Origin of the sequence: Nonomuraea sp. NPDC050536 (genome assembly GCF_044457685.1) — a bacterium.
GTDB lineage: Bacteria > Actinomycetota > Actinomycetes > Streptosporangiales > Streptosporangiaceae > Nonomuraea.
In genome coordinates this window covers 1-18109 of sequence record NZ_JBITHD010000022.1, presented here as the reverse complement: position 1 = coordinate 18109, position 18109 = coordinate 1, and the positions used below count along the sequence as shown (strand labels likewise).

At 70.2% G+C, this 18109-nt stretch carries 22 protein-coding genes; 14 read left to right on the top strand and 8 right to left on the bottom strand.

Annotated features, from left to right (window positions below; translation table 11 throughout):
* Positions 1-43: 43 nt before the first annotated feature.
* Positions 44-703, bottom strand: a complete 660-nt coding sequence (locus tag ACIBHX_RS41995; RefSeq protein WP_397073276.1) for a TetR/AcrR family transcriptional regulator — start codon at positions 701-703, stop codon at positions 44-46.
* Positions 704-758: 55 nt separating this feature from the next.
* Here ACIBHX_RS41995 and ACIBHX_RS41990 point away from each other — a divergent pair, with 55 nt between their 5' ends.
* A complete protein-coding gene (locus ACIBHX_RS41990) occupies positions 759-1115 on the top strand; it encodes a hypothetical protein (protein ID WP_397073275.1) in 357 nt (118 codons plus the stop codon).
* Between the two features lie 17 nt (positions 1116-1132).
* On the opposite strand, the gene ACIBHX_RS41985 is transcribed toward ACIBHX_RS41990, so the two are convergent.
* Together ACIBHX_RS41985 and ACIBHX_RS41980 are read right to left on the bottom strand one after the other, a co-directional pair.
* Positions 1133-1426, bottom strand: a complete 294-nt coding sequence (locus ACIBHX_RS41985; protein WP_397073274.1) for a hypothetical protein — start codon at positions 1424-1426, stop codon at positions 1133-1135.
* A gap of 22 nt (positions 1427-1448) precedes the next feature.
* Positions 1449-4028: a LuxR C-terminal-related transcriptional regulator gene (locus ACIBHX_RS41980; RefSeq protein WP_397073494.1), complete on the bottom strand. Its 2580-nt coding sequence runs from the start codon at positions 4026-4028 to the stop codon at positions 1449-1451.
* 79 nt (positions 4029-4107) lie between these two features.
* Between ACIBHX_RS41980 and ACIBHX_RS41975 the strand changes: the two genes are divergently transcribed.
* Positions 4108-4701 carry a dihydrofolate reductase family protein gene (locus ACIBHX_RS41975; protein ID WP_397073272.1) on the top strand — a complete coding sequence of 198 codons (594 nt, stop codon included), beginning with the start codon at positions 4108-4110 and terminating at the stop codon, positions 4699-4701.
* Here ACIBHX_RS41975 and ACIBHX_RS41970 read toward each other — a convergent pair.
* On the bottom strand, positions 4691-5305 hold the full coding sequence (locus ACIBHX_RS41970) for a dienelactone hydrolase family protein (RefSeq protein ID WP_397073270.1): 615 nt from the start codon (positions 5303-5305) through the stop codon (positions 4691-4693). The two genes, ACIBHX_RS41975 and ACIBHX_RS41970, sit on opposite strands and share 11 nt — an antisense overlap.
* A 43-nt stretch (positions 5306-5348) precedes the next feature.
* Positions 5349-6206: a LysR family transcriptional regulator gene (locus ACIBHX_RS41965; RefSeq protein ID WP_397073268.1), complete on the bottom strand. Its 858-nt coding sequence runs from the start codon at positions 6204-6206 to the stop codon at positions 5349-5351.
* A 70-nt stretch (positions 6207-6276) separates the two neighbouring features.
* On the opposite strand from ACIBHX_RS41965, the gene ACIBHX_RS41960 reads away from it, so the two are divergent.
* Both ACIBHX_RS41960 and ACIBHX_RS41955 read left to right on the top strand, forming a co-directional pair.
* Positions 6277-7122 carry a PhzF family phenazine biosynthesis protein gene (locus tag ACIBHX_RS41960; RefSeq protein ID WP_397073266.1) on the top strand — a complete coding sequence of 282 codons (846 nt, stop codon included), beginning with the start codon at positions 6277-6279 and terminating at the stop codon, positions 7120-7122.
* Positions 7119-8045 (top strand): ornithine cyclodeaminase family protein, encoded by a 927-nt coding sequence (locus ACIBHX_RS41955; protein ID WP_397073264.1) that lies wholly within the window; start codon positions 7119-7121, stop codon positions 8043-8045. The genes ACIBHX_RS41960 and ACIBHX_RS41955 overlap by 4 nt, the downstream gene beginning before the upstream one ends.
* A gap of 633 nt (positions 8046-8678) precedes the next feature.
* On the opposite strand, the gene ACIBHX_RS41950 is transcribed toward ACIBHX_RS41955, so the two are convergent.
* The gene (locus ACIBHX_RS41950; protein ID WP_397073262.1) at positions 8679-9572 is read right to left on the bottom strand and encodes a hypothetical protein; all 894 of its coding nucleotides are present in this window, start codon (positions 9570-9572) and stop codon (positions 8679-8681) included.
* 123 nt (positions 9573-9695) lie between these two features.
* Here ACIBHX_RS41950 and ACIBHX_RS41945 point away from each other — a divergent pair, with 123 nt between their 5' ends.
* From ACIBHX_RS41945 to ACIBHX_RS41925, 5 genes are all read left to right on the top strand, one after another.
* Entirely contained in the window at positions 9696-10199 is a 504-nt protein-coding gene (locus ACIBHX_RS41945; RefSeq protein ID WP_397073260.1) for a SigE family RNA polymerase sigma factor, read from the top strand.
* Positions 10186-10926, top strand: a complete 741-nt coding sequence (locus ACIBHX_RS41940) for a hypothetical protein (protein ID WP_397073259.1) — start codon at positions 10186-10188, stop codon at positions 10924-10926. The genes ACIBHX_RS41945 and ACIBHX_RS41940 overlap by 14 nt, the downstream gene beginning before the upstream one ends.
* Before the next feature lie 67 nt (positions 10927-10993).
* Positions 10994-11131, top strand: a complete 138-nt coding sequence (locus tag ACIBHX_RS41935) for a M55 family metallopeptidase (RefSeq protein ID WP_397073258.1) — start codon at positions 10994-10996, stop codon at positions 11129-11131.
* A gap of 36 nt (positions 11132-11167) precedes the next feature.
* Entirely contained in the window at positions 11168-11290 is a 123-nt protein-coding gene (locus ACIBHX_RS41930) for a hypothetical protein (protein ID WP_397073256.1), read from the top strand.
* Positions 11291-11584: 294 nt separating this feature from the next.
* On the top strand, positions 11585-12013 hold the full coding sequence (locus ACIBHX_RS41925) for a hypothetical protein (RefSeq protein ID WP_397073254.1): 429 nt from the start codon (positions 11585-11587) through the stop codon (positions 12011-12013).
* Here ACIBHX_RS41925 and ACIBHX_RS41920 read toward each other — a convergent pair.
* Positions 12010-12849 carry a LysR family transcriptional regulator gene (locus ACIBHX_RS41920; protein ID WP_397073252.1) on the bottom strand — a complete coding sequence of 280 codons (840 nt, stop codon included), beginning with the start codon at positions 12847-12849 and terminating at the stop codon, positions 12010-12012. The genes ACIBHX_RS41925 and ACIBHX_RS41920 overlap by 4 nt on opposite strands.
* 105 nt (positions 12850-12954) lie before the next feature.
* Between ACIBHX_RS41920 and ACIBHX_RS41915 the strand changes: the two genes are divergently transcribed.
* The 3 genes from ACIBHX_RS41915 to ACIBHX_RS41905 all read left to right on the top strand — a co-directional run bounded on the left by ACIBHX_RS41915 (position 12955) and on the right by ACIBHX_RS41905 (position 15237).
* Positions 12955-13680, top strand: coding sequence for an SDR family oxidoreductase (locus ACIBHX_RS41915; protein ID WP_397073250.1), 726 nt, complete (start codon positions 12955-12957; stop codon positions 13678-13680).
* Between the two features lie 73 nt (positions 13681-13753).
* A complete protein-coding gene (locus ACIBHX_RS41910; RefSeq protein ID WP_397073248.1) occupies positions 13754-14677 on the top strand; it encodes an NADP-dependent oxidoreductase in 924 nt (307 codons plus the stop codon).
* Between the two features lie 425 nt (positions 14678-15102).
* Positions 15103-15237: a hypothetical protein gene (locus ACIBHX_RS41905; RefSeq protein WP_397073246.1), complete on the top strand. Its 135-nt coding sequence runs from the start codon at positions 15103-15105 to the stop codon at positions 15235-15237.
* Positions 15238-15387: 150 nt separating this feature from the next.
* Here the strand turns inward: ACIBHX_RS41905 and ACIBHX_RS41900 are convergent, their stop codons facing one another.
* Entirely contained in the window at positions 15388-16542 is a 1155-nt protein-coding gene (locus ACIBHX_RS41900; protein ID WP_397073245.1) for an FAD-dependent oxidoreductase, read from the bottom strand.
* An 81-nt stretch (positions 16543-16623) separates the two neighbouring features.
* On the opposite strand from ACIBHX_RS41900, the gene ACIBHX_RS41895 reads away from it, so the two are divergent.
* Both ACIBHX_RS41895 and ACIBHX_RS41890 read left to right on the top strand, forming a co-directional pair.
* Positions 16624-17289 (top strand): TetR/AcrR family transcriptional regulator, encoded by a 666-nt coding sequence (locus ACIBHX_RS41895; RefSeq protein ID WP_397073243.1) that lies wholly within the window; start codon positions 16624-16626, stop codon positions 17287-17289.
* Between the two features lie 79 nt (positions 17290-17368).
* On the top strand, positions 17369-17986 hold the full coding sequence (locus ACIBHX_RS41890; protein ID WP_397073241.1) for a recombinase family protein: 618 nt from the start codon (positions 17369-17371) through the stop codon (positions 17984-17986).
* Positions 17987-18109 lie beyond the last annotated feature (123 nt).

Here is an 18109-nt window from a genome sequence, read left to right as displayed (position 1 = left end):
TCTCATCAGGGACGTAGAACCCCGCGACCGGATTTCGACGTCGTCAGGGAAGTTTTTCCCAGCGTCCTGAGAAGAGCTCGTCGGTGGGCGGTTCCCCCGGCAGCTTCGAGGCCCCCTGGGCCCGCAGCCCGTCCAGCGCGATCGCGACGATCCGACGGTGCGCCCTCTCGGCCGCGCTGAACAGCTTCTCCCTGCCGCGCAGCTGCTTCAGCATCGGCGAGCTGCCCAGCTGCTCGATCAGCAGAGCCAGGTCGATCCGCGTGACGTCCGGCCGCAGCACGCCTGCCGCGTGCGCCCGCTCCACCAGCGCCGCGGCCACCTCATCGGCGCGCCGCGCCTTGGCCGCCATCTCCTCGGTCACCTCGATGGATCCGGCGATCGGCCCGAGCTGCCCCTGCCCGAACTCCACGCACTCGACCACGAACCCCGCCAGCCCGCGCCACGGGTCGGCGTCGTCCAGTCCCCGTTCGGCGGCCTGGATCGAGTGCTCCATGCTCAGCACGCACAGCCGCTGGAAGAGCTCCTGCTTGGTCCGGTACCGCCGGTAGAGGCTGCCGATCCCCACCCCCGCGCGGGCGGCGATGGCGGCCACCGAGGCATGCGCTCCGTCCTCGGCCAGCACCTCGCGGGCGGCCTCCAGGAGAGCGCGATCGTTGCGTTCCGCCTCGACCCTGCGCGGGCCACGGCGCGTGGGCGTGCTCACCCCGCTCATCGTATCCGGAGCATTCCGCTCCGATTGTCGGCTCTAGACTGGCGGAGTGATCGAGTTGGGCTCGCGAGAGCGTCCACAGCCGCCTCCGCCGCTGGTCGTGTGGGAGAGCCTGACCGAGCCGCGCCGCCCCGGCGCACGACAGTGGCTGGAGCTACGCCGCGACGAGATCGAGCCCCGCATCCTCCGAGCCGTGCGGCCGGACCTCGTCGTCTGGTCCTCCCTGTGGCCGGACAGACCCGACGACGAGATCCACTTCGACATCCGCCCGGCCCACGGCGGCTCCGCGCTGCGCTGGACCCTGCTGACCCCCGGCGAGATCCCCGACTCCGCCGTCCTCGGCCACCTCCGCCACCGCCTCAACTTCCTCATCAACGCGCAACTCCGCTTCTCCTACGGCCAGTGACCCCTCGCCGTGCGGGCTCAGGTGCGGGCGGCGTCCAGGGAAGCGGCCACCGCGGCGGCGCGGGCCGCGGCGGCGGTGATGACAGGATCGTCGTTGGCGTGCCCGGCGCACCTGGTGGCGACCTGGTGGACGCGTTCGCACAGGACCGTCCAGGCCGCCTCCCGCCACGGCACCACGTTGCCCAGGGGGTAGTACATCTCGAAGGCCGGGCCTGCCGTACGGCCCTGGTGTGAGGGACCGGCCGGGCGGCGGGTGAGGGCCGTGCCGAGCGGGCGCAGAACCCCCGCCATCATGCTGATCGCGCCGCCCACCAGGGCTTCGAGCTCGGCGATGTCACGGAGTTCTTTCCCGCGCTGCGCTGACCATGGCCAGCTCGGTGCGGTTGGCCACGCCGAGCTTGGCGTAGACGTGCGCCAGGTGGGTCTTGACGGTGCTGCGGCTCATGAACAGGCGCTTGCCGATCTCCGGGTTCGACAGGCCCTCGACCGCCAGCTGGACGACCTGCCGCTCCGCGGGGGTGAGGCTGTCCCAGCCGCTCGCGGGGCGGCCGCGGGTCCCGCGCGAGCGGCGGGCGTACTCGATGGCCGCCTCCAGATCCAGCTCGCGGCCCTGCGGGTCGGCCTTGCCGTACCTCTCGAAAGCCCGGGGATAGGCGAGATCCTCGCGCAGGCGGTCGCAGGCGCCGCGCAGGCGGGCGGCCACCGCGTCCGATCCGCGCGCGCCGTAGGCGAGAGCCAGGGCGTCGAGACTGTCGAGGCAGGCAGGTCGCAGCCCGTGGCGGGCGCGCAGGTCGAGGGCCTCGTGGTGGAGTTCGAGGGCGCGCTCGGGCTCGGCGAGCCGGGCCTGCTGCGCCAGCCCGTCGGCGATCAACCGCGGCAGGCCGAGCGCGCGGGCCCGCTCGAGCCCCGTCGCGCAGGTGCGGCGCGCCGCCTCCAGGTCGCCGGTGGCCTGCTGGGCGGCCGCGAGCAGGATCTGCGTCTCGGGCGTGAGATCGGCGTCGGTACGGCCGGCCCCCAGCCAGTCCGCTTCCCTGCGAAACCACTCGACGGCCGCCTCGGCCCGCCCGCCGTACAGGTGGGCCAGTCCCGCGGCCTTGGCCAGCCAGGGGACGAAGGGCGCGTGATCCGCCTCCTCGACCAGCCTGATGACCGGGTCGAGCGCCTCGAGCGCCGCGCCGGGACGACCGCGCAGCACAAGCACGACGGCCAGGATGCCGCGGGCCGAGCCGTTCCTGTGATAGTCGGGCAGCGGCCTGGCCTCGTCCACGCCCTGCCTGGCCAGCTCCTCGGCGCCGGGCAGGTCGCCGATGTAGGCGGCGCTGAGCGCGGCGAACCCGAACGCGGTGGCGGCCACACCGCGGTCGTGCCGCCGCGAGAGTTCGGCGGCGGCCGGTCCGAGCAGCGCCATGGCCTGCTCATGCTCGTCGCGTAGATGGCTGACGAGGCCGAGCAGCACGTCGGAGTGCTCGGCCATGAGCGGGTCGGCGCGCGTTTCGAGGGCGGCGGCCCTGACGGCCTCCAGGTCGGTGGCCAGCAGCCCGATCGCGCTCAGCTGCCCTGCCAGTGCCGCGGTACGGACGTCGCCGTGCACGCGGGCCATCTCCGCGGCGACCCGAGCCGCGTCGAAGTCGGGACCCAGCGGGTGGGTGGTGTCGGCGACCAGAGCCAGCCCGGTCAGCACCCGGGCCTGCAGCGCGCTGTGCTCGCCCGCGCCCCGCTCGGCCGCCAGCCGCAGCAGGCCAAGGCCCTCGGCCCTGCGGCCCTCCAGGTGCCACAACCAGGCCAGCGCGGCGGCCAGGCTCCGTGCCTGGCTGGTGTCCTCCAGCGTGAGCCCCCATTCCAGCGCCGCGCGCAGGTTGGGGTAGTCGGCGTGGACCAGGGCCCGCCAGGCGTCCTTGTCGGTGTCGAGCAGCGGCGCGGCCTCCTCGGCCAGCGCCAGGTAGGCGGCCAGGTGCAGGCGGCGGGTCCGCTCCAGCTCCCGCGCGGCGGCCAGGCGGTCCAGGGCGTAGTGGCGGACGGTCTCCAGCATCCGGTACCGGGTCACGCCCTCGCCGGTGTCGGCCACCAGCATCGAGGTGTCCACCAGGCGGCGCAGGCCGTACAGCACCTCCGGGCCGCAGACGCGCTGGGCGGCGGCGAGCGTGAAGCCGTGCTGGAAGACCCCCAGCCGCCGGAACAGCCCCCGCTCCCCCTCGCCCAGCAGGTCGTGGCTCCAGGTCATCGACGCCTCGAGCGTGCGGTGGCGCGGCGGCGCGCCGCGCGTGCCGGTGAACAGCACCGCGAAGCGGTCCTCCAGCTCGGCGGCGATCTCCCGGGGTGACAGCGTGCCCGTCCAGGCGGCGGCCAGCTCGAGCGCGAGCGGGATGCCGTCGAGCCGCCTGCACAGGTCCCGCACGGCCTCGTCGGGTCCCTGCACGGCGCTGCGGTCGTTGAACAGGGTGATCGCGTCGTGGGTGTCCAGCGGCGGCACCCGCCACACCAGTTCGCCCGGCACCCCGAGCGGCTCGCGGGAGGTCGCCAGCACCGTGACGTGCGGGCAGCCGCGCAGCAGCTCCGACACCACGCCCGCGACGGACTCCAGCAGGTGCTCGCAGTTGTCCAGCACGATCAGCAGCTCACGGTCGCGCAGCTGCCTGGCCAGCGACGCCTCGGAGGTGAGCAGCACCGCCACCGTGTCGGCAACTCGCGCCGCGACCACGTCCGGATCCGACTCGGGCGACAGCTCCACCCACCACGCGCCGTCGCGCCGGCTTCCCGCCGTCCTGCGCGCGGCCTGTACGGCCAGCCGCGTCTTGCCGCAGCCGCCGGGACCGGTCAGCGTCACCAGGCGCGCCCCGGCCAACGCCGCCATGATGGAGTGCAGCTCGGCGCGTCGGCCGACGAACGACGTCAACTCGGGCGGCATGTCCCCCATATCGGCCACCTGGCCGATGTTAGCCCCTGCCCCGCGGCCGAGACTGAACTGCGAGAACACACCCCCGCAGGAGGACACCATGTCGAACCGCACCGTAGTCGCCAACATCTCCCTGTCACTGGACGGCCGCGTCAACGGCCCCGCAGGCGACTACGACATGAGCTGGATCGTGCCGCACGCCGTCAGCGACGTGGCCCGCGACCACATGATCCGCGTCACGGGCAGCGCCACCACCGCGCTGCTCGGGAGGAAGAACTACCAGGGCTTCGGCGGGTACTGGCCGTCGGTGGCCCAGGACGAGAGCGCCGACCCGCGCGACAGGGCCTTCTCCCGGTGGCTGGACGAGGTGGAGAAGGTCGTCTTCTCCAGCACGCTCAAGGAGGCCGAGTGGCGCAACGCCCGCGTCGCCGCCGCCGACCCCGCCGAGGTGGTCAGGGAGCTGCGCGGCCAGGATGGCGGCGACATCATCGTGCTGGCCAGCGTCAGCGTCATCAAGAGCCTGCTGGAGGCGGGCGAGCTCGACCGGCTCAGCATCACGCTCTGCCCCGAGCTGGTCGGCGGCGGAGCCCGGCTGTTCGAGGACGGGCTGCCGTCGTCGAGCTGGCGGCTGGCCGACTCGACCTCCGGCGAGGGCGGCCCGCTGTGCCTGCTGTACGACCGGGTCAGCGGGTGAACCAGTCGCGGGCCAGGGCGGCGACCTGCTCGAGGGCGCCGGGTTCCGCGAAGAGGTGGGTGGCGCCCGGGACGATCTCCAGCCGGCTCTCGCACCGCAGCAGGCGCTGGGCCTCCCCGTTCAGCTCGAGGACCTGCTTGTCGTGACCGCCGACGATGAGCAGGGTGGGCGCCATCACGTAGGGCAGGCGCTCGCCGGCCAGGTCCGGGCGCCCGCCGCGGGAGACGACGGCAGCGATGTCACTGCCGGGCTCCGCGGCGGCCCAGAGCGCCGCCGCGGCGCCCGTGCTCGCGCCGAAGTAGCCGATCCGGGCCGACGGCGACCGCTCGCGCAGCCACGCCGTCGCCTGGCCGAGCCGCTCGCCGAGCAGGCCGATGTCGAACACGTTGCGCCGGTCGTCCTCCTCGGCGGGGGTCAGCAGGTCGAACAGCAGCGTCCCCAGCCCGGCGGTGTGCAGTTCCCCCGCCACGTAGCGATTGCGCGGGCTGTGCCGTCCGCTTCCGCTGCCGTGCGCGAACACGACGACCGCCTCGCCGCCCTTCGGATCGACGAGGGTCCCCGGCAGCCACACGTCTCCGGCCTGCACCTCGACCTCGTGCTCCACATCCCACCCCTGCCCGCGACGGGGGATCGACTAACCGCGCCCGCTAGTCCTGGGCGGCGCGGCGGAGGAGGCGTTCGAGGCTGTTGAGGGCCTGGTCGGCGTCGGTGTCGGCGCGGCGGGAGATGGCGATGTCGACCAGCGGCGCGGGCGGCAGGCCGGACGGCTCGGGGTCGATGAGCGTTCCGCGCGGGATGTTGTCCACCAGGAGCGCGCCGAGGCCGATCCCGGCCGTGACGGCCGCCAGGACCGCGTAGACGCTGGTGCTCTGGAAGGCGATCCGCCACGCTCGCCCGTGCCGGCCGAGCGCGTCGAGCAGCGGCTGCCGCCATTGGCACGGCTGGGAGAACACCACCAGCGGCAGCGGATCGGCGGCCAGGTCGACGCCGGGAGCGCACGCCCAGGCCAGCGGCACCCGGCGCTGCCAGCGCAGCGAGGCCTCCGGCATGGACGCGGGATCGCCGAACACCAGGTCCAGCCGCCCGCGATCGGCGAGCCGCCGCAGCGACGCCGCCGAGCTGACGATCACCTCGAGCTCGACCCGCGGGTGCAGCGCCGCGAAGTCGGCCAGCGCCGCGGGGAACGTGGTGATCGCCAGATCCTCCAGCAGCCCGATCGTGCGCCGCCCCGACGGCTCGGCGCCGGGTCCTGCGATGGAGGTGCGGGCCTCGTCGTGCAGGGCCAGCATGCGCTCGGCGTAGGCCAGCAGCGTCTCGCCCGCCGGGGTCAGCCGGGCGCCCTGCGTGTCGCGCAGCAGGATGCGCTCGCCCGCGGCCCGCTCCAGTCGCTGGATGCGCTGGCTGACCGCGGGCTGGCTGAGGTTCAGCACGACCGCGGCCCGGGTGATGCTGCCGGCCCGGACGGTCGCCGCGAACGACCTCAGGTCGGCGATCTGGAAGTCCATAAGCATTGATTATGCAGCACACGCGAATATCGCCATTCTCAATGATCAAGCCTGTGCCTAGGCTGGCCGCATGACCGGCTACCACCACGTCGACGTCTTCGCCGACCGGCCCTACACCGGCAACAGCCTGGCCGTTTTCGTCGACCCGCCACCCCTGGACGACGATCGGCTGGCCGCGATCACCAGGGAGCTGCGACACTTCGAAACGATCTACGTGACCTCCGGCGACCCGGTGCGGGCGCGCGTCTTCGACCTTTTCGAGGAGCTCGACTTCGCGGGCCATCCGGTCCTGGGCGCGGCCGCGGTACTGCACGAGCTCGCCCACGAGTCCGGCGAGCGCGCATGGACCTTCGCTCTGCGCGCCGGGACCGTCCGGGTGACCACCCGCTCCTCGTCCGAGGGCAGGGTGTCCGCGCTGATGGACCAGGGGACGCCCGAGGTGATCGCTTCGAAGGCCGACCCGGGCGAGATCGCCGCCGCGCTCGGCCTGCGGCACCTCGACGACTCGCTTCCCCTGGAGATCATCTCGACCGGGCTGCGCTACCTGATCGTGCCCGTCCGCGACCTCTCCCGCGCCCGCATCGTCCATCCCGACTTCGCCGGTCTCCTCGCCTCGTGCGGCGCGCAGTACGCCTACCTGCTCGACGCCTCGGCCCCGGAGGGCAGGCACTGGAACAACGACGGCGTCGTCGAGGACGTGGCCACCGGCAGCGCCGCCGGCTGCGTGGCCGCCTACCTGCTGCGCCACGGCCTGGCGGCCGACGGCCAGGAGGTGGCGCTGGCGCAGGGCCGCTTCACCGGCCGCCCGAGCCGCATCGCCATCACCGCCTACGGCACGCCGGAGCGCGTCGAGCGGGTCACCGTGGGCGGGAACGTGTCGTTCGTCGGCACCGCGACCCTGCGGGAGCTGCCGTGAAGATCTACGGTCCCGAGGCCATCAGGCGGGCGGTCTCCCTGCCCGACCTCATCGAGCCGGTATCCCGGTCCCTGGCCGACTTCAGCCGCGGGCTCGGGCAGGCGCCGCAGATGGTGTTCGCCCCGGCCGGCGAGCAGGGCGACGTGCACGTCAAGGCCGCCTGGCTGCCCGGACGCCGGTACTTCACGGTCAAGGTCGGCACCTGGTTCGCCGCCGGCGACCCGCCGAGCGGCGGCTACATCGCCGTGCACGACGCCGCGACCGGCACGCCGTACGCGCTGCTGTTCGACGATCACCTGCTGACCGACCTGCGCACGGCCGCGGCCGGTGCGGTGGCGACCCGCCTGCTGGCCAGGCCGGACGCGGCGACGCTGGCCGTACTGGGCACGGGCGTGCAGGCCCGCCTGCAGGCGCTGGCCGCCCGCGCGGTGCGTCCGATCGAGTCGGTGGTCGTCTGGGGTCGCTCGCCGCGCGCCGCGCGCGAGCTGCGCGAGGCGCTGCTGGGCGAGTTCCCCGCGGTGTCCGTCGCGCACGACCCCGAGCGGGCGGTACGGCAGGCGGACGTGATCGTGACCGCCACCTCGGCGCGGAGTCCCATCCTGCGTGGCGCCTGGTTGCGTCCCGGCCAGCACGTCACGGCCGTGGGCGCCGACGAGCCGACCAAGGCGGAGCTGGACCCCGCCTGCTTCCACCGGGCGGACGTGATCGCGGTCGACAGCCGCCTCAACACACCCGCCATCGCAGGCGACCTGAACGCGTCCGGAGCCGAGCCGACGGCCGAGCTCGGCGATCTCATCCTGGGCCGCCAGCGTGGGCGCGCGAACGAGCGCCAGATCACCGTGGCCAAACTCATCGGCCTCGGCGTCCAGGACCTGGCCGCCGCGGAAACCGTCCTACCCCTCCTCGAAGAAGCCCCCTCGTGATCTGCGACGCCGTCGTCCAGGCGCGCCTCGCCTAGATGATTGATTCCAAGGGGTGGGTTTGCTGATCGTCTGCAGACATGGGCGAGGGTGCCCAAGATCAATGTGTGACGAAAGACCTGAACACCGGCCGACTACTACTACGACCGCGACTTCGAAACCGCCCTGGCCGAACGCGATCTCGCGCTGCTCCGCAAAACCCGCAAAGGCGAACCCCAAACGCCGGAACACCCCTGTTCAAACCGTTACGCCAGACCATCGAGTCGATCAACCAGACCCTCAAGGGCCAACTCAACCTGCCACGGCGCCCACACCGCAACGGGCGTCATCGCCCGGATGATCGTCCCAATCCTGGCGCTGACCGCAGTGATCTGGCACAACGACCACACCAACCAGCCAGTGAAACGATCCCTGATCGCCCACGACCACTGACCAAGCTCACACCTTGGAATCAATCATCTAGACGACGGCCTCATGACGACCATAGAGCTACGGCGTCGGCGGGTGACCATTCAGCCCGGAACGGGCTCTGCGCAGCGGAAATGGGACTAGACGTCTAAATGACCGGGAACCGGGTCGCACGGTTCAGAGCCGCGGCAACCGAGTGGGGCCGCGTTTCACCGGGGTCCCGACCCGTCAGGGTAGGGCCGGGGCGGTCGGTGGGGAGTTGGTCCAGCCGACCTCGATCAGCGTCTTGTGGCTCTTGGGCAAGAACGGCTTGCCGTTGAGTGTGACCGTCTGGCCTTCTGCCAGCAGGACCATCCTGCCTGTGTCGACGATCAGCCTCATCGTGGTCGAGGTCTCGTCCTTGTTCCCGTTCTCGCGGATCAGTACGGCGACGCCGGACCTGCCCAGCGTGTCCGTCGCGTTGCCTTCGGCGCGTACGCCCGGCATCGTCAGCAGCGCCTGGTAGGCCGCCGCGCGGACCTCCTTCGGAGCGGGAAGGGTGTGCAGGATCTGGGGCAGGGTCGAGGTGAGCCATCTGCCGATTGCCTGCTCCGGAATCCGGCTGACCTGGCCGGCCTTGGTGAGCCAGTCCTTGAGCCGATTCGGGTCGGCGGGCAGGCGCTGCACCTCGTCATACGTCAGAAGCTGCCCCGCGAGCTGGAACGAGGTCTGGTTCCGTGCCTGGCCCACGTGCCCCTGGGAGGGCTGGGTGGACAACTTCACGGTCTTGCCGTCGATCGATTCGCTCCATTTGGCGGGGGAGCCGTCGCGCTGCCACGCCTTCTTGTCCGCCGCGCTCTGGGGCAGCGTCGCGAGCTCCCGGTACCCGAACCACGCCCGGCCGTCGGGCGCGGTCCACGTCTCGTCGATCCGCTGCTCGACCAGCGAGTAGGGGTCCGACTTGGTGCCGAACCGCCACTGGTGGGTGCTCGTCGTCAGCGCCCTGGTGTGCCAGTAGGCGCCCTCGGGGGGAGCCGCCACGGCCGCCGTCGGCGTGCCCAGGAAAGCGGCAAGGCCCACGCTGAGGGCGATCAGCGGCCGCCGGGCCGGTGCGGTGGCGAACTTCATCTGTTTCCAAGTCACGCCTGTCCATACGCCTGGGCCTGCTGAACGGTTGCCTGCGAAATGTTCTGCGCGGGCAGGCAACGATCGTGAAGGCCGAGGCGTATTAGGAGGCGTGAAATCGGACAGACTGCCGTGAGCAGCGTGGAACATGACTTCGGCGCTTTCGTGGCCGCACGCGCCACGAGCCTGCTGCGGGTCGCCTATCTCGCCTGCGGCGACGAGACGGAGGCCGAGGACCTGCTCCAGACGGCGCTGGAGCGTACCTACAGGAACTGGGATCGGGTCCGCGTCGAGAGTGTCGAGCCCTACGTGCGCCGCGTCATCGTCAACGCCGCCATCAGCCGTGCCCGCCGCCGGGCGATCCTCAGCATCATCCCGATGCACAGCCCGCCGGAAACGGCGGCCCGTGCGACCGACGCCGACATGCGTCATGTGCTCATGGAGGCGCTGCGTGCCCTGCCGCCCAGGCAGCGCGCGGTGATCGTCCTGAGGTACTGGGAGGACCTCAGCGAGACGCAGACCGCCGAGGTGCTCAGATGCTCGGTTGGCACGGTCAAGAGTCAGGCCTCGAGGGCGATAGCCAAGCTCCGTTCGGCGCTCGGCCGGGAAACTCTGGAAGAAGTGATCAGGAATGCCCACGCTTGAGGACGAGATCCGCCGGCTCATGAAGGAAGAGACCGCGCGCCTGCATGCCGCGCCCGATCTGGTGGAACGGGTGATGCGCTCCTCCCGGAACAAGAGGAGGAGAGCCTGGACGGCGGCGGTGGCCGCGTCCGTGGCCGTCGTCGCCGCGCCCGTCACGTACCTGACCGTCGGCTCGGTGGCCACGACCGGTGAGCAGGTCACGGTCACCGCGGCGCCGGAGCCGCCCCCCATCGACGACACCCCGCCCCTGCCCTCTGACCCGCCGGACCTCGGGGACCTTGGCGACGGGAGGGAGTTCGGCCATGTCAGGGTGGGATACCTGCCGGAGCGGCTGCGGTGGTCCCGGTGGTCGGTGAACTTCGGCGACAGGTACTCGACCTCATACGACTACAAGGGCGACAAGAAGGGCTTCTACTGCGTCCAAATCTTCATCTACGAGGAGGCGGCCGCCGTCCAGGAGGTCGACGACCGGATCCAGGCGTACCGCGAGGAGAAGGACGGCGAGGAGGCGACCATCGGCGACCGTACCGGCTACCTGGTCGTGCAGAACGTCGGGGAGGACGGGATGAAGGGCACGCCGACGCTCTTCCTCAGAATGGGCGAAAAGCAGTGGGCCGAGATCACGTTCAGCCCCACGTACGCCAAGGAGTTCTCCGGCGCCGAGGCCGTCACCGCCGAGCTGAAGAAGATCGCGGAAGGGCTCACTTCCACGAGTCGGAACGGCTGAGCCGGGGGCGCGGCGGTCGTGCCGTCGCACGATCAGGTGTGCGTGGGCCGTGGTTACGGTGACGTGCATGCGAGTTTTCATCTCGATCGACATGGAGGGCGTGGCGGGTGTCGCGCCCCTGGATCAGGCCGTGCGCGGCGGCACCGGGCAGGCCACTGCCCTCCGCCGCGGCATCACTCTCATGCTGAACGGCCTGGACGCCTAGCGCCCTACAGTGGCCGGCCGTGGGGTGCCACCACTCGTGCTTGGCCGGGTGCAGGTCCGCGACCCGTCGCAGGAAGGCGGCCTCGCGCACCGGGTGCGCCGTGCCTTCGAGGACCAGGTCGACGTCGGGACGATCCCCACGCAGCTCACAGAGGGGTGAGCGCGCAGGGGAGGCCCGAGCTTTCCTTCCCCCTCCCGGTGGAGTTCATGGTGGTGCGCCTGGCGGTGGAGGAGCGTTTCCCCGCCGTCGAGTACTGTTCCGGCTGGCGTGTGAGTACCTGATCTCGGCGAAGGTGATCCGGCCGGGCCCGGTGGTACTGGTGGAGCGCGTTGCTCACGCCCGTGAGCAAGCGCAGCGGGAACCTACGACCGGCTGGCGCACGAACTCACGCCGCAGCGGTGCGCGGAGCTGGACGGGCTGCTGGTCACCGATGTCTCGCTGAAGATGTCGCGGTTGCGGTGGCTTGCCACCGGGCCGGTGGAAGCGTCCGCAGCGGCGGTAAAGGCCGAGGTCGACAAGCTCGGGTTCCTGCGCAACCTAGGTGCCGACCGTTTGGACATGTCGGTGCTGCCTGCCGAGCGGCGTCGGTTTCTGGCGACGATGGGCCGGCGGATGACCAGCCAGGCGCTGGAGCGGCGGGAGCCGCAGAGGCGTCATCTGATCCTGCTCACGGTGCTGGCGCAGTCAGCCGCCGATGTGCTCGATGAGGTCGTCGGGTTGTTCGATCAGGCGATCTCGGCGAAATTCAGTGCCGCCGAGAAGCGGATGAAGGACGAGCTGGCCGAACGCGGCCGTTCCGGTGAGGACCGGCAAGCCTTTGGCATTCATCTGTGGCCGTTTCGAACCGCGCGCTATGCGGCATTTGCGGATGTTGTCGGCTAGAGGCGTATCGCCGTACGGACAAGGTCGGCGACGGCTTTGGATCTGCTGTGTGGTGGCCAGGCGATGACGGTCGTGACGGCCGGTGCGTCCGGCACGGGCACGATGGCGTGATCGTCGCGTAGCTGGGCTCGGAGCGACTCGGGCATGAGCGCGCAGGCCCGTCCAAGCGTGATCAGCTGGGTCAACTGGGTATGGTCGCGAACCTGCGGGCCGGGGCCGTCGGGATAACTCCCATCCCGTCGAGGCCAGCGTGGCAGGGGCAGGTCCGTCAGGGCGTTGACCTCGGCCATCGACATGTGGGGTCGGTTGGCGAGGGGATGCCCCGCGGGCAGGACCACGACCTGCTGTTCGGTGTGCAGATCCTCGGTGTCGAATCCGGCCGTCATGTCGTAGGGCCGGTGGAGCAGAGCAACGTCGGCACGCCCGTTGCGTAGCAGACCTTCCGGTTCGCCGGGCCCGCAGAGCATCACCTCGACTGCGACAGCGGAGGGGTCGGCGGCGTAGGCGTCCAGCAGCTTCGACAACAGTTCTCTGGACGCTCCTGCCTTGGTGGCCAGCACCACACCGGGCCGGTCGGCAGCGGCGCGGCGAGTGCGGCGCTCGGCGGCTTCGACCGCTTCGAGGGCGAGCCGGGCCTCCTGCAGAAGCACCGACCCGGCCTCGGTCAAAGTGATTGCGCGAGCAGTGCGGTGCAGCAGGACGACTCCGAGCCGCCGTTCGAGCTGCTGGATGGCTCGCGATAGTGGTGGTTGCGCGATCGCGAGCCGTCGTGCCGCCCGCCCGAAGTGCAACTCCTCGGCGACGGCGACGAAGTATCGCATCTCCCGCGTCTCCACCAGGTCATGTTATCCGGCGATGACCACGACCAATACCCGTGCGGTATCGCCGCCCACCCGATCGGTCTTGGACGCTACACCCGGAATCGCAGCAGGATCTGCGACGTGAGTGAACAGACGATTGCGCTGGTGACCGGCGCGAACAAAGGAATCGGATACGAGATCGCCGCTGGCCTGGGCGCGCTCGGCTGGCGAATCGGTGTGGGCGCGCGTGATCGGCAACGCCGCGACGCCGCGGTGGAGAAGCTGCGCGCGGCCGGGACCGATGCGTTCGATGTGCCGCTCGACGTGACCGACGACGCAAGTGTGGCCGCGGCGGCCGAATTGATCGCCGACCATGCCGGAGGGCTCGATGTTCTGGTCAACAATGCCGCGATCACCGGCGGTATGCCGCAGACACCGACCACGGTCGATCCCGCGACCGTGCGAATCGTCGTGGAAACCAACGTGATCGGGGTCATCCGGGTCACCAACGCGATGCTGCCGATGCTGCGCGCCTCGGCCTCACCGCGAATCGTCAACATGTCCAGCAGCGTCGGCTCGCTCGCCCTGCAAACCACACCCGGCATCGACATGGGCCCGGTTCCCGCCGCCTACTTGGCCTCGAAGACCTTCCTCAACGCCCTCACTATCCAGTACGTCAAGGAACTGGGTGATACCAACATCTTGATCAACTCCGGCTGTCCCGGTTTCACCGCCACCGACCTCAACGGTTTTCGCGGCGTCCGTACACCGCAACAGGGTGCGGCCATCGCGATTCGCCTCGCGACCCTGCCCGACGACGGCCCGACCGGAGGATTCTTCGACGACGCCGGAACGGTGCCCTGGTGACGGGCTCACCGGTGGACACCATTCCCGTTCTCGAAGTCAGCCGCGCGTCGCGCTTCGGAGGAGAAGCACGACAATGACAAAGGCAGTCAGATACCACGAGTTCGGCGGAATCGAGGTCTTGCGGGTCGACGAGATCGACCGCCCTGTGCCCGGGGACAAGCAGGTCCTCGTGCGGGTCAAAGCGGCAGGCATCAACCCCGGTGAGGCAGCCATCCGAACCGGCGCGATGGCTGACATCTTTCCCTCGACCTTTCCGTCCGGGCAGGGCAGCGATCTCGCCGGGGTTGTCGCGGAAGTCGGCGTCGGAGTCGACCGATTCTCGGTCGGCGACGAGGTGATCGGGTTCTCCGAGAAGCGAGCCGCCCAGGCCGAGTTGGTCCTGGTCGACGTCGACAACCTCACACCCAAACCGCGCAACGTCTCATGGCAGGTGGCGGGCGGCCTGTTCGTCGCCGGCGTGACGGCATGGGGGGCAGTACATGCCGTGCAACTCGACAAGGCGGAGACCGTTGTCGTCTCCGCCGCAGCCGGAGGAGTCGGCTCGCTCGCTGTTCAGCTCGCGCGCCGTGCCGGAGCCACGGTCATCGGCCTGGCGAGCCAGTACAACCACGAGTGGCTGCAAAGCCACGGTGTGATCCCGGTCGTATACGGTGACGGCGTCATCGACCGGATCAAGGCCGCCGCACCGGGCGGCATCGATGCCTTTATCGACACCCACGGCGGTGGGTACGTCGAACTGGCCCTTGCTCTTGGCGCCGCGGTCGAGCGGATCGACACCATCGCCGATTTCGCCGCGGCCGCGAAGTACGGAGTAATGACCGAACCCGGAACCAACGCCAGGCCGGGCGCCGAGGTACTCGCCGAACTGGCCGCCCTGATCGCCGAGGGACACCTCGAAGTCCCGATCGCCAACGTCTACCCGTTGACACACGTCCGCCAAGCCTACACCGAACTCGAACGCCGACACACCCACGGCAAAATCGTGCTCGAGCCCTAACCCGCACCAAGACCGGGAAGAACGCGGGCAAGCACCCCTCGGTCGCCTCGCTCTACCGCGCACTCGCAGAAGCCGAGCAAACCACCGACGACAACCAGCCGATCCGGCCCACCCCCGCCCGGATCCGCCGCCCCGCCGACCCAATGACGCCCGAGGAAGCCGACCTCCGCCAACGCCTCCAGGCCCAAGCCCTAGACCGTCACGACGGCCAGTAGCTCACCAAGCCTCTCCTTGACCAGGGGTTACGCCATATCCATTGCTTTTTCGGCGATTACTACCGGAACCCCGAGTAGCCCGACATGGGGCAGGGGCTCAGGGCTTGCCCAGGGTTGGCGTGCCGGGGTCGCGCAGCAGTAGAACGTCCTGGCTCCCCTTGATCGTGATCTCCGTCTGTTCGGAGAGTTCGTGGTCTGGGAGGGTCTGCGGTGCGCGCGGAGTGGGAGCCCGATGAGCTGATCGGCTCATGGACGCTGGTCGAGGGCGACTGGAAGCTGATCAAGAACAAGTCGGGGGCGACGCGGCTGGGGTTCGCGTTGATGGCGAAGACCGGCGCGCCCTGACGCCGCTGTTCTGGGCACACGTCAACCCTTACGGCCGGTTCCACCTCGACATGGACAGCCGCCTCGATCTCGGGACCGCCGTGTAGGAAGGAAGGCTGCAGTGGGTCGCGTTCCCCTGCCGCGATCGCACGGGGTCGTCGGCGGTGCGTATCAGGATTGCGCGGGTTCCTCGTGTGGCGCGTTGAGGGCGGCGGTGAAGAGGTTGGCGAGTTTGAACGGTGTCTGGTCGCCGAGGAAGAGGTCGACGGTCTCGTTCGCATCGGCGTATGCGGCGTCGCTGCGCGGGAAGAGACCCTGTTCGTAGGTGGTGAGTGCCGCTTCGATGTCGCCGGGGTTGGCGGCGATCGCCTTGGCGAGTTCGGCGCCGTCGAGCATCGCCAGGTTCGCGCCCTCGCCGGACGGCGGCATCAGGTGTGCGGCGTCGCCGAGGAGTGTCACGCCGGGGGTGCGGTCCCATCGGTGCCCGTCGGGGAGGGTGTAGATCGGGCGCGGGACCGGTGCGGTGTCGCTGTCGGTGATCAGAGCGGTGAGCTCCGGCGCCCATCCCTGGAGCTCGGCCGCGACCTGGGCGGTCGCGGCGGCGGCGGTGAAGTCGATGCCGTCCACCCACTCCTCAGGGCAGTGCAGCTCGAAGTACGTGTGCAGGATGTTGCCCGCCTCGCGGTGCGCGATGATCCCCTTTCCGGGAGACAGGGCGTACATCGCGCCGCCGCCGACCGCCTTGGCCACCGCGGGGTGCCGCTCGTCGGCGTCGTACAGGAAGGTCTCGATGGAGGAGGTGCCGGTGTAGCGGGGCTTGGCATCGGACAGCAGCGGCCTGATCCTCGACCAGGCGCCGTCGGCGCCGACCAGGAGGCCGGTGGTCACGGCCGGCCCCTCGGCGAAGGTCACCTCATGCAGGCCGTCGCCCAGGGACCGGGCATCGGTGACCTTGCGTCCCCACTGGATAGTCTCGGCAGGCAAGGAGTCGAGCAGAATCCGGCGCAGGTCGCCGCGGAGCACCTCTGGACGCCCGTGCGTGCCGTCGTCGGGCATTTCGGCCAGCACCGTTCCGCGGGAGTCGAGCACGCGTGATGCCGCGCCACCCTCATGGATGATCGCGCGGAACTCCTCCATCAGGCCGGCCGCCTCGAGCGCGAGCTGCCCGTTGTAGTCGTGGATGTCGAGCTGGCCGCCCTGCGTGCGGGCCTCCGCAGAGGAATCGGCCTCATAGACCACCGCGGGGATGCCGTTGACATGCAGAACGCGGGCGAGGGTGAGGCCACCAAGGCCCGCACCGATGATCGTGACTGGTGTCGTCATCATGTTCCTCTCAAACTCGGTTGGAGCGCTGCTCCAATATATCCATTTTGGAGCAGCGCTCCAAACGGTGGCATGATGGAGCTCATGGCGACCAGGACGAAACGAGGGGAACGGCGCGCGGACGCGCTGTCGAGGGAGCGGATCGTCGAGGCGGCCATCGAGATCCTCGACGCCGGCGGTGAGAGCGCCCTGACCATCCGCGCGCTCACGGCCCGCCTGGCGACAGGGACCGGGGCGATCTATCACCACGTCGCCAACATGAACGAACTGCTCGCGGCGGCCACCGACGACGCCATCGCCAGTGCCATGACCGACGTGGTCAGCGTCGCCGACCCGCGGGAGGCGATCCGGGCCACCGCCCTCGCAGTGTTCGACGCGACCGACTCCCACCCCTGGGCGGGCTCCCAGCTCTCGCGCGAGCCGTGGCAGCCCGCGTTCCTGCAGATCGCCGAAAGCCTCGGCAGGCACCTCCAGGCGCTTGGTGTCCCCCAGCGAGCACAGTTCGACTGCGGATCCGCGCTCGGGAACTACATCCTCGGCGTCGCCGGACAGAACGCCGCCCGCGCCCGCCTCCACCCGCACGACCGGTCGGCCGTACTCGAAGACATCGCGGCACGGTGGGCGCAACTCGACCCCGACAAGTACCCGATCATGCGCCAGGTGGCGACACAACTGCCCGAGCACGACGACCGCACGCAGTTCCTGGTCGGCATCGACCTCATTCTGGCCGGCATCACAACCGTCCTCTAAACAGCGTCCGAGGACCACCCCGCACCCCCGCCCGGCGACCATCGGGCCTTCGGAGGAAACCAGCGGAACCACCGCGACCGTGACCACTCTGGTGTTCCGTTTTGGGGATCCCTCAACGGAACATCACCCGGGCCGGATGGACACCCAGGTCGGGGTGTTCCGTATAGGTGTTCCGCGAACCGTTCCGGTGAAGGCCCCCTATCCGGAACACTTGAACGGGCCCCGGGTCGGCTACGCGCGCTGCTCCACCGACGACCGCGCCGGCCTCGATCAGGCCCTCGCCGCCGTGTGGGACGGCACGGTGTTCACCGTCACCAAGTTCGACCGGTTCGCCCGCAACATGGCCGAAGCCAACGACCTGCTCACCGACCTGTCCGGCCGTGGCGTCCACTTCGGCCTCGGCGCATCCGTCTACGATTGGAGCGACCCCTTCGGCCGGCTCTTCCTGCAGACCCTCGCGATGGTCGCGGAATTCGAAGCCAACATCGGGCACCAGCGCACCCGCGAAGGCATGGCCCTGGCTAGGAAGAACGGCAAGCTCAAGGGAAAGCAGCCCAAACTCCCCGAATCCGCCCGGCGCTCCATCCGCCGCCGCTACGCCGACGGCGAGGTCTCCCTCGCCGACCTGGCCACCGAGTACAGCGTCGGACGCTCTACCATCCACCGCATCATCAGCGGCCCGGACAACCCCAGGTAGAACGCAGGATCACCACCTAGTTCCGGGCCTCCATACACGGATGGGACCGCCAAGCGCAAAGGTTCTGCCTATTGGTCCGACGAGCCGCGCCCCGGGGACTTTCGCCCTCGTTCCCCGCGGGCG